Source organism: Terrabacter sp. P5_B1, from assembly GCF_056400505.1.
In genome coordinates this window covers 1-8,073 of sequence record NZ_JBFULD010000193.1, presented here as the reverse complement: position 1 = coordinate 8,073, position 8,073 = coordinate 1, and the positions used below count along the sequence as shown (strand labels likewise).

The window sequence follows — 8,073 nt, the reverse complement described above, 5'->3', positions numbered from 1 at the left end:
CGCCCTGGCTGCGGAGCTCGGTGCGGCCTCGGTCGGCGGGCCGCACGACGCGCCGCCGGTGCGGCTCGACGCGGCCATCCTCTTCGCGCCGGTCGGCGAGCTGGTTCCGGTCGCTCTCGCTGCCCTGGCTCCCGGGGGCACCCTCGCCGTGGCCGGCATCCACCTCAGCGACGTACCCGTGCTCGACTACCAGCGCCACCTCTTCCGGGAGCGGTCGCTGCGCAGCGTCACGAGCAACACCAGGCACGACGGCGAGGAGTTCCTGCTGCTGGCCGAGCGGCTGGGCCTTCGAGTCGCCACGACCGCGGTGCCGATGGGCGAGGCGGACCGCGCGCTGGTCGACCTGGAGGCGGGGCGGATCCGGGGCGCCGCCGTGCTCGTGCCGGCGTCCGGCGGTTGAACCGCGCCGGTCGACGCCCTCCCCGCCCGCCGCTGGGGCACCATCCGCTGGGGCACCATCCGGTGGGAGCACGCCGGATGGTGCCGGCTCAGCGGCTGCTCAGCGGACCCTCAGCACCACCCCTCATCTGGTGTCCGACGTCGACGGTGAGGCCCTCCTCCAGGGCTCGCGGCGGGCCTGGGGGGCGGGCGCGCCGCGCCCTTCCCTCGAGCGTGCGGCGGAAGGCGACGCGCGCGACAGGGGCTTTGGTCCCGTACGCGGGTCTGCCGRGGCCGGCGCGGGTGGAGCTACCGGCTACCGGTGGCCTTGTCGATGGCCTTCTGGGTCGCCTTCTCCGCCTTGGCCTTCGCCCGGTCGAGCTTCTTCGCGACCTTCTTGTCGGTCGGCTTCACCTGGTCGTCCTCGAGCGCCTTGGGCAGGTGGCCGGTGGAGCGGCGGTAGTACGTCGCCGCACCGCGCTCTGCAGCGACCCGGGCGGCGGCGACGGCCATCGAGGAGATGGCCGTGAAGAGGATGACGTCCCGGGTGCGCTCACGCTCGAAGTCGCCCTTGACGGGCACGTTGCGACCGGTGGCGAGCTTCCAGCCCTTCTGCGCGGCGTCGGTCGCGAGCTTGGTCGCGATGATCGTCGTCCCGACGCTGAGGAGCTTCCAGACCGGACCGCCGACCGGGGTGCGCTGCGTCTCGTCGACCTTCGCGGATGCCTTGTCCGAGGCCTTCGCGAGCGCCTTCTTCGTGTCCTTGGAAGCCATGGCTTGACTGTACCCACGCTGCCCCCGGCACTCACGAGTAGAGTCACCTCCACAACTGAAGAGCACCACCACCCATCACGACAGGGGAGCGCACCACGCGCTGAGAGTGCGGCAGCCAGAAGGCCGAGCCGCAGACCCTCGAACCTGCTCCGGTTAGCACCGGCGAAGGAAGTCGGTATTTCTCAGGCCACCACACGGCATACGTCATCGACGTGTCCGTCCGGCTGGCTTCCCCCAGGTATCCACTTGTCATCACTGGAACCCGGGAGACACACCATGTCCAGAACCACCAGCGCGACCATCACCGCGAGCGGGCCGCTGACCCGCTGGCGCACCATCGACCTGCTCACCTGCGCCTTCCTCGGCGTCGCCTTCGGCGTCGCGTACTGGGCCTGGGGCCTCGTCTACGCCGTCCCGTCGAACGCGGTCTCGGCGGCCTTCCCGCCCCTCGGCGCCCTCTTCAACTGGCCGTGGCTCGTCGCCGGCATCGTCGGCATGCTCATCATCCGGCGTCCCGGCGCGGCCGTCTTCACCGAGCTGCTCGCCGCCATCGTGTCCGCGCTCATCGGCACCCAGTGGGGCCTGGCCACGCTCGTGTCCGGCCTCGTCCAGGGCCTCGGCGTGGAGCTCGGCTTCGCCGCCTTCGGGTATGCCGTGTACCGCTGGGCGCCGTTGCTGCTCGGCGGTTTCCTCGGCGGCGCCTTCGAGGCCGTCTACGAGTGGTACTCGTACTGGACCGACTGGGGCTGGGGCTACAAGATCGCCTACCTCCTCCTGCTCGGTGCGTCGGTGGCGGTCCTCGGCTCGCTCCTCGCCGTCGGCCTGACGCGGCTGCTCGCGGCCGCGGGAGCGCTGAACCCGTTCCCGCCGGGCCAGGAGGTCCGTGAGCAGCGCGCCGTCTGACCGCCGCGCGGTGGACACCCCGGTGACGACGCGGGCAGAGGAACGGGGCCGAGACCACGCCCGGGCGACCGGCGGGGTCGAGGTACGCCTCCGGGACCTGACGTGGCGCCCCTTCGGTCGCTCGCGTCCGGTGCTCGACGGCCTCGACCTCACCATCGAGCCCGGCGAGCGCGTGCTGCTCGCCGGGCCGAGCGGGTCGGGCAAGTCGACCCTGCTGCGGGCCGTCGCCGGCCTGCTGCTCACGGCAGACGCCGGCGAGCTGTCGGGCACGGTGACGGTGGGCGGTCAGGCGCCGCAGGACGTCCCGGGCTCGGTCGGCCTCGTGCTGCAGGATCCCGGCGCCGGTGTCGTGGCCTCGAGCATCGGTCGGGACGTCGCCTTCGGCCTGGAGAACGTCTCGGTGCCCCGCGGCGAGATGCCGTCCCGCGTCGAGTCCGCGCTGCGCGAGGTGGGCCTGGCCATGCCCCCCGAGAGCTCGCCGGCGACGCTGAGCGGCGGGGAGTCCCAGCGGCTCGCCCTGGCGGGCGCCCTTGTCCTGGAGCCGTCGGTGCTGCTGCTCGACGAGCCGACGGCAATGCTCGACGCCGCCACCGCTGCGGACGTGCGGGCCGTCGTGGCCGACGTCGTCGCGCGGCGCGGGCTCACGCTCGTCGTCGTGGAGCACCGTCTGGACGGGTGGCTGGACCGCGTCGATCGTCTCGTCGTTCTCGACGCGTCGGGCTCGGTCATCGCCGATGGCGAGCCTTGGCCGGTGCTGGCCGAGCACGGGGAATCGCTTGCGGCTCAGGGCATCTGGGTCCCGGGTGTGCCTGAACCCGAGCCCCTCGCGCTGGTCCTCGACCCCGCGCCGGACGCAGCCGCGGGACGGGTGCCGCAGGGCCGGGTCGTCGCGGCGGCCTCCGGCGTCCGGGTCGAGCACCGCAGCCGGCGGCTGGGTGAGCGCTCGCGCACGACGCTGGCCGTCGACGGCTCCGACCTCGAGGCGCGGGCCGGCCGCTCGCCCTCGTCGGACCGAGCGGCGCCGGCAAGTCCTCGCTCTTGTCGGCGCTCGGCGGCCTCTCGACGCCGGCGCGTGGCACCGTGGACGTCGCGCTGCCGCTCACGCCGGCCGAGGCGGGAGGCCGAGCCGACGCCCGCGACCGGCTCACGCCACCGCACGAGTGGTCCTCGCCGGACCTCGCGCGAGTCGTGGCCTGGGTGCCGCAGCGTGCGGCCACCGCTCTCGTCGGTCGCACCGTGCGTGACGATGTCCTGACGACACCGCTCGCCCTCGGCCACGACCCCGCCCTCGCCGGTCGCCGCGCCGACGCCCTCCTCGCCGCGCTCGGGCTCGACCACCTCGCCGACGCCGACCCGCGCCAGCTCTCCGGCGGTGAGCAGCGGCGCCTGGCGATGGCGTCCGCCGTCGCGCACGGCCCCGCGCTCGTGCTCGCCGACGAGCCCACGGTCGGGCAGGACCGCCTGACGTGGGCGGCCGTCTCGGGCGTCCTGGCCGCGGCCCGTGACGAGGGTGCGGCGGTCGTCGTCACGACCCATGATCCCGGCGTCGTCGATGACGCCGACCGTGTCGTCCACCTCGTGGCACCCGCCCAACCGGCACCCGACCCGGAGCCGGAGCGCCGGCCGCTGCTCGCCCGGATCGGCCCGCTCGCGCTCCTCGCGTCGGCGCTCTGCGTCCTGCCCCTGCCCGCGCTGCTCGACACGTGGCGCCAGGGCCTGGCGGTCCTCGCCGTCGAGGTGGTGCTCGGCCTCGTCGGCCTCCTCGCCCCCGGCCCCGGTCGCCCTCCCGAGGGTCGCATCCGCGGGGTCCTGGCCCGACTCGCCCCGGCCACGCTCGCCGTCGTCGGCGTCGCGTGGTCCGCGTGGCTCCTCGGCGGGCGTGACCTCGAGGTCGCGTCATCTGCCGCGCTGCGCGTGCTCTGTCTGCTCGTGCCCTCCGCCTTCGTCGTCGGCTTCCTCGAGCCCGAGGCCCTCGGCGACCACCTCGCGCAGCGGCTCCGGCTCCCGGCGCGGCCCGTCGTCGCCGCGACGGCCGCCCTGCAGCGGCTCCAGTCCTTCGACACCCTGTGGAGCGAGCTCATGACGACGCGCCGGGTGCGCGGCATCCGCGCCGACCGGAGCCCGCTCGCCCGGGGCCGGGAGGCGGTCGTCGTCACGGGCAGCCTGCTCGTCGGTGCACTCGCCCAGGCGTCGACGCTGGCGCTGGCGATGGATGCGCGCGGTTTCGCCGAGGCGCGGCGGCGCACGTGGGCGGGCCCGGCGCCGTGGCGCCTGCCCGACACCCTGGCCCTCGTGGCCGGTCTTCTCGTCATCGCGGCGGCGGTCGCGGCCCGGCTGCTGCTGCCCTGAGTGCCTCGCGGGGCACAATGGGCGGCGCACACCTCCCGACCAGGAAGGGGCCGCACGTGCCCATGCCCCGCCGACCCCGCCCAGCCCCTCGCGGACGCCGCGGCGCGCGGGCGTATGCCGTGCCGACCGTCGCGCTGGCCCTCTCCACCTCGCTCGTCCTCGCCGTGGCCGGCTGCGGTCAGCCGACGCCGTCGCCCGACGACGCCGTGGCCCCGACGGTCAGCGTGCCCCTGCAGCCGACCATCGTGCCCGTCACCCCGAGCGACGACGCACCGGACCCGGCCGCCACGACCGGGCCGAGCGACGGCAGCCTCTTCGACGCGGCGTCGAGCCTCACCAACACGAGCTGTCGGGCCACGGGCGAGTCGTGGAGCTTCACCGGGACGCTCACGAACTCCGACGACCAGGAGCACACGTTCACCGTGGCCGTCTTCCTCGTCAAGACGTCCGACGGGTCCGACGTCGCCAGCAAGGAGGTCGACGTCAAGCTCGCGGCCGGTGCGGCCACACCGGTGTCCGTCAAGAACTTCCACACCGGTCCGAGCACCGGCATCGAGTGCCTGAGCGGCGTCACGGTGAAGGGTCTCTGAGGTGCGGCTCTTCCTCGTGCGGCACGGGCAGACCCACGCCAACGTCGCCCGCCAGCTCGACACCGCAGTGCCGGGTCTCGACCTCACCGACGAGGGCCGGGCGCAGGCCCGGGCGCTCGCGGACCGGCTCGGCGCCGAGGACCTCGGCGCGATCTACACCTCCGACCTCGTGCGCACCCAGCAGACCGCTGCCCCGCTCGCCGAGATGCTGGGCCTCGAGATGGTCGTGCTGCCGGGCCTGCGCGAGATCCAGGCCGGTGACTACGAGATGTCGACCGACTGGCAGCCCTACATCGACGCCGTGGTCCGCTGGCGCGAGGACCCGGAGCACACGATCCCTGGCGGCGACAGCGGCGCACGCTTCCTGGCGCGCTACGACGAGGCGATCGCGCGCATCGCGTCCGACGGGCACGAGTCCGCGGTCGCCGTGAGCCACGGTGCGGCGATGCGGGTCTGGTGCTCGGTCTCGTTCGGGCTGGCCCCCGACTTCTTYGACGGCCGGCGCCTCGACAACGCCCACGTCGTCACGATGGAGGGTGAGCCCGGGAGCGGGTGGCGCCTGCTCGCCTGGGGTGACGAACCGGTCACCCATGGCTGAGCGCCGCCACGCCGTCACGGCGTCCGGTTGGTCGCCGGCGTCGTCTTCGGCGGCCGCGGTGTCGTGGGCGCGCTGGGCGGGTTGCGTCGGTGGGGTCGTCCTCGCCGCCGCCTCGTGGGGCGCGGGGGCGCTGCCGCGCCCCAACCGCCACGTGCTGTGGCCGGGTGTGGCGCCGTGGTCGGCGAGCGGTGGTTCCCCGCTGCTCGCCACGGTGTCGCTGCTCGCGATGGCGGTGCTCGTCCTCGCGTGGTGGCGCCTGCGCGACGCCGGGGTCTCGGTGCGGTGGTGGTGGGTGACGATCGCCCTGTGGTTCGCCCCGCTCGTCGCCGCCATGCCCCTCTACAGCCGCGACCTCTACTCGTATGCCGCCCAGGGCCTGCTCTGGGACCAGGGGCTCAGCCCCTACGACCACGTCGTCCACGAGCTCGACTCGCCGTGGCGGGGGGCGACGGCGCCCACCTGGCTTGACAGCTCGACGCCCTACGGCCCCGTGTGGCTGCTGCTGGCCCGGGCCGTCGCTGCGGTCTCCGGCGAGCTGTGGGTCGCCCTCCTGCTCCTTCGGCTGCTCGCCGTCGTCGGCGTGGTCCTCCTCGCGTGGGCGGTGCCCGACGTGGCCCGCCGGCTCGGCTGGTCGCCCGAGCGGGCCATCTGGCTGGGGGTCGCGGTGCCGCTGGTCGGCGCCCACTTCGTCGGGGGAGCGCACAACGACGCGCTCATGGTCGGCGCGGTCCTCGGCGGTCTCGCCCTGGCCCTGCGCGGGCGGTTCGCCGTCGCGTGCGTCGTCATCGCGCTCGGGGCCATGGTCAAGGTGACCGCCGTCATCGCCCTGCCGTTCGTCGCGATCCTCTGGGCCCGCCACGCCGTGTCGGCGCGGGCGTCGAGGACGGGCGGGGCGGCATACGTGCGCTGGGGTGAGGTGGTGCGGGCCGGGGCGCTGACGGCGGTCTGCGCGGGCGTGCCGATGGTGCTCGGCGGGGTGGTGACGGGGCTCGGCTTCTCGTGGCTCAACCCGACGGGGACCCCGGGCAAGAACGAGCAGTGGACGTCGCTGCCTACGGCGATCGGCATCGGCGTCGGCGCGGTCGGGCACCTTCTCGGCCACGACGAGTGGCGCGAGACCGGCATCGCGACCGCCCGGGCCGTCGCCCTGGTCGTCCTCGCCCTGCTCCTGGTCCTCGTCTGGCTGGCGGCGCTCAAGCCGGCTGACACCAGTGGCCCGCTCGACGAGGGTGCGGCGGCCGAGACGGCGGCCGAGACGCGCCTGCGGCCGGTGCGCGGCATCGCGTGGGCCATGCTCGCCGTCGTCGTGCTCGCCCCGGTCTTCCTCGGGTGGTACTACCTGTGGGCGCTGCCGCTCTTCGCCGTCTCGCTCGGGGCTCGGTGGCAGACGCGCCTCGAGCGGCCCCTCGCGCTCGTCGCCTCCGTCGCGTGCTTCGCGACCTTGCCGGAGGGCTACAGCCTCGGCCTGACGACGACGGCCGTCGGGGTGCCGATCGCCGTGGTCGTCCTTGTCCTGCTGCTGCGGCGCGGGCTGCGCACCGCCCGTCACATCGACTGGCGGCACGTGCTCGACCTCGACCGGCCCCTGGTGCGGCGAGGGTGACCCGGTCACGGAACGGCGACAGTTGACCGAGCCACCCTGCCGCGCCCGGTCCGCCGTTCCACACTGTCCCGGTGAGTGACTCCGGCTTCGTCGACGAGGCCCCGCCCGGGGACGGTCGACCGCCGCGTCCCCGTCGCTCGGAGCGTCGCACGGGCGACGACGGATCCGAGGCGACCAGGGCTGACACCGTCACGCGGCGGCGTCGGAGCCTCGTGGTCATCGGCTTCGTGGTGCTCGTCGTCGGGCTGGTCGCCTTCGGCGCCTGGGCCTGGTCGGGCCGTGTGCACGCCGACGACGTCGCCGCCTACGAGACCCTGGTCCGGCAGGTCGAGCTCCTCGACCACACGATGACGCCGCTCGGGCACAGTGAGATCCCGCCCTGCCGCGAGGCCATCGACGGCACCGTGACCCGGGGCTACCCCCAGTCGACGGGCCCCCAGGCCGCCGAGCTCGTCGGCTACCTCGAGCAGACCGGGTGGGCGCAGCAGAAGTCCGGTCTCCCCGTCTACGCGCACCTGACGCAGACGGCCGAGGGGCACCTGCTCACGATCGACGTGCTGGCCCCGAGCGACACCTCGCTCGTGGGGTCGCTGACGGCCCGCAGTGCCGCCAGCAGCTTCGGCTGCCTCCTCCGGTGAGAGCCCGAGCGGCCGCCCCGTCCCACCTCACGGATGCCGACACGGAGGCGGACGCGACGGACGCGTGATCGACGGCACRGGCCACATCGTGGGAATGGCGCGGCCCACGGCATACGCCAATGGGACGCTGGTGCACATGCGCGCGGTCACCCAGAGCAAGAAGCTGCAGAATGTCTGTTACGAGATCCGAGGTCCCGTCCTCGCCGAGGCCAAGCGGCTCGAGGACGAGGGGCACCGCAT

The 8,073-nt window shown here is 74.4% G+C and carries 7 protein-coding genes, 2 pseudogenes and 1 riboswitch; of the genes and pseudogenes, 8 read left to right on the top strand and 1 reads right to left on the bottom strand.

The window, feature by feature from the left end; genetic code table 11:
• Positions 1–400 (top strand): annotated as a pseudogene (locus tag AC1DP0_RS14160) (zinc-binding alcohol dehydrogenase family protein); the annotation flags it as partial.
• A 287-nt stretch (positions 401–687) separates the two neighbouring features.
• Here AC1DP0_RS14160 and AC1DP0_RS14155 read toward each other — a convergent pair.
• Positions 688–1,152: a DUF4235 domain-containing protein gene (locus AC1DP0_RS14155; RefSeq protein WP_478085188.1), complete on the bottom strand. Its 465-nt coding sequence runs from the start codon at positions 1,150–1,152 to the stop codon at positions 688–690.
• Positions 1,153–1,224: 72 nt separating this feature from the next.
• A riboswitch (TPP riboswitch) is annotated at positions 1,225–1,340 on the top strand.
• 88 nt (positions 1,341–1,428) lie between these two features.
• Here AC1DP0_RS14155 and AC1DP0_RS14150 point away from each other — a divergent pair.
• The 7 genes and pseudogenes from AC1DP0_RS14150 (at position 1,429) to AC1DP0_RS14120 (ending at position 7,833) form a co-directional block, all read left to right on the top strand.
• On the top strand, positions 1,429–2,055 hold the full coding sequence (locus AC1DP0_RS14150; RefSeq protein WP_442277367.1) for an ECF transporter S component: 627 nt from the start codon (positions 1,429–1,431) through the stop codon (positions 2,053–2,055).
• Positions 2,036–2,569: pseudogene (locus tag AC1DP0_RS14145) on the top strand (ABC transporter ATP-binding protein); the annotation flags it as partial. The gene AC1DP0_RS14150 and the pseudogene AC1DP0_RS14145, both read left to right, overlap by 20 nt.
• Before the next feature lie 524 nt (positions 2,570–3,093).
• Entirely contained in the window at positions 3,094–4,404 is a 1,311-nt protein-coding gene (locus AC1DP0_RS14140) for an ATP-binding cassette domain-containing protein (protein ID WP_478085187.1), read from the top strand.
• 56 nt (positions 4,405–4,460) lie between these two features.
• Positions 4,461–4,994, top strand: a complete 534-nt coding sequence (locus tag AC1DP0_RS14135) for a hypothetical protein (protein WP_478085186.1) — start codon at positions 4,461–4,463, stop codon at positions 4,992–4,994.
• Between the two features lies 1 nt (position 4,995).
• The gene (locus AC1DP0_RS14130; RefSeq protein WP_478085185.1) at positions 4,996–5,592 is read left to right on the top strand and encodes a histidine phosphatase family protein; all 597 of its coding nucleotides are present in this window, start codon (positions 4,996–4,998) and stop codon (positions 5,590–5,592) included.
• Positions 5,585–7,195, top strand: a complete 1,611-nt coding sequence (gene mptB, locus AC1DP0_RS14125; RefSeq protein ID WP_478085184.1) for a polyprenol phosphomannose-dependent alpha 1,6 mannosyltransferase MptB — start codon at positions 5,585–5,587, stop codon at positions 7,193–7,195. The genes AC1DP0_RS14130 and mptB overlap by 8 nt, the downstream gene beginning before the upstream one ends.
• Before the next feature lie 71 nt (positions 7,196–7,266).
• Positions 7,267–7,833 carry a hypothetical protein gene (locus tag AC1DP0_RS14120; protein WP_478085183.1) on the top strand — a complete coding sequence of 189 codons (567 nt, stop codon included), beginning with the start codon at positions 7,267–7,269 and terminating at the stop codon, positions 7,831–7,833.
• Positions 7,834–8,073: the final 240 nt, after the last annotated feature.

What these genes read in the sequence shown, in the direction of transcription:
- mptB (WP_478085184.1), top strand. Translation starts at nt 5,585, where the DNA reads ATGGCTGAGCGCCGCCACGCCGTCACGGCGTCCGGTTGGTCGCCGGCG.
- AC1DP0_RS14155 (WP_478085188.1), bottom strand. Translation starts at nt 1,152, where the DNA reads ATGGCTTCCAAGGACACGAAGAAGGCGCTCGCGAAGGCCTCGGACAAG.
- AC1DP0_RS14150 (WP_442277367.1), top strand. Translation starts at nt 1,429, where the DNA reads ATGTCCAGAACCACCAGCGCGACCATCACCGCGAGCGGGCCGCTGACC.